The 1,313-nt window shown below is 77.8% G+C and carries 1 protein-coding gene and 1 pseudogene; both read left to right on the top strand.

Annotated features, from left to right (window positions below):
- On the top strand, positions 1-262 hold a 262-nt coding region (locus tag ABZ641_RS37830; RefSeq protein ID WP_359989146.1), incomplete at its 5' end, for a citrate/2-methylcitrate synthase.
- A 254-nt stretch (positions 263-516) separates the two neighbouring features.
- A pseudogene (locus tag ABZ641_RS37825) lies at positions 517-1,313 on the top strand (hypothetical protein); the annotation flags it as partial.

Genomic DNA, 1,313 nt, shown 5'->3' with positions numbered 1-1,313 from the left:
CGCCGCGGTGCGGACGGCCGCCCCGCGCTACGAGGCCGCGGCCCGGCTGGAGGAGGCCGCCGCCGAACTGCTCGCCGAGGTCGGCGCCGCCCCGGCCACGACCGCGGCCGGCCCCGAGTACTGGGCCGCCGTCCTGCTCGACTCCGCCGACGTCCCCGTCCACCTCTTCACCGCCCTGGCCATCTGCGGCCGCACCGCCGACTGGTCCGCCCACATCCTCGACCAGAAACGCACCCGCCGCCCCGTCCCGACCGCCGCCTGACGGCCCGTCGGGGTCGGCCGGGCGACGGGACGGGAGGAAAACCGATTGCCCGGGGCGGAGGACGGCCGACATGATCGCCTGCATGTGTGACCACGACCGGAAGGGCGGCCGCCGCCCGTCCCGATGACCGCCGCCGTGCTGCAGCCCCGAGGGGCGGCGGCACCGCACGCGACGCGCCGTCGTGCTCCACGTCCCGCCGCAAGGCCCAGCCCGGCGGGACGTGGGTGCCCGCCCGTCCACTCCGGAGCAGACTCATGACCACCGAACTCGCCAAGGCCCGGGACCTCCTCGACTCGGGCGATCCGCAGGGCGCCATGCGCACCCTCCGGCACGCCGCCGACTCGCTGGCGCCCGCCGACTGCGCACCGCTCGTCCGCCGGCTCGCCGAGGGCGCCGGATTCGAGGACCTCGCCGAGGCGTCGGCCGCCGTCGCCGCCCACGCCGACCGGCCGGACGCGCTCTACGCCTACGGCTACGCCTGCATCGAGCGCGGGGTGTCCGACCTCGCCGTGCCCGCCCTGCGGGAGGCGCTGCGGCTGGCCCTGGCGCCGCGCCGCGGCGGGCTGTTCCGCCGCGCACCCGAGACGCGGACCGCTCCGCAGCAGATCCTGCTGGAACTCGCCGTCGCGCTGGAGGACGAGCAGCGGCACGCGGCCGCCGTCGAGCTGCTGACCGAGCACGACGGTCTGCTGACCGACTGGCCGGGCCGCTACCTGCTGGTCCACAACGCCCTGATGGACGGCCGGCTCGACACCGCGGGCCGGGTGTTCGCCGGCCTCGGCGAGCCCTCGGAGACCTGGCGCCCGGCGGCGGACCGCGTCCGCCGCACGCTGCGCCGCTCCGCGGACGCCACCCCGGCCGACCGCCGCGACCTGCGCGGCTGGCACTACACGCTGACCGGCGGCCTGCTGGCGACCCTCTCGCCCTACGGCTTCGCCGACGGCATGACCGGCCGCTGGGCCTTCTACCAGGACGGCTTCGACGCCTGCCGCCGCGGCCTCGACCGGCTGGCGGTGGTGCTGGAGGCGACCGGGCGGCGGCCGGCCTCGGT

The organism is Kitasatospora sp. NPDC007106 (assembly GCF_040634455.1).
In the GTDB taxonomy this organism is placed as follows: domain Bacteria; phylum Actinomycetota; class Actinomycetes; order Streptomycetales; family Streptomycetaceae; genus Kitasatospora; species Kitasatospora arboriphila.
This window is presented reverse-complemented; position numbering and strand designations above follow the sequence as displayed.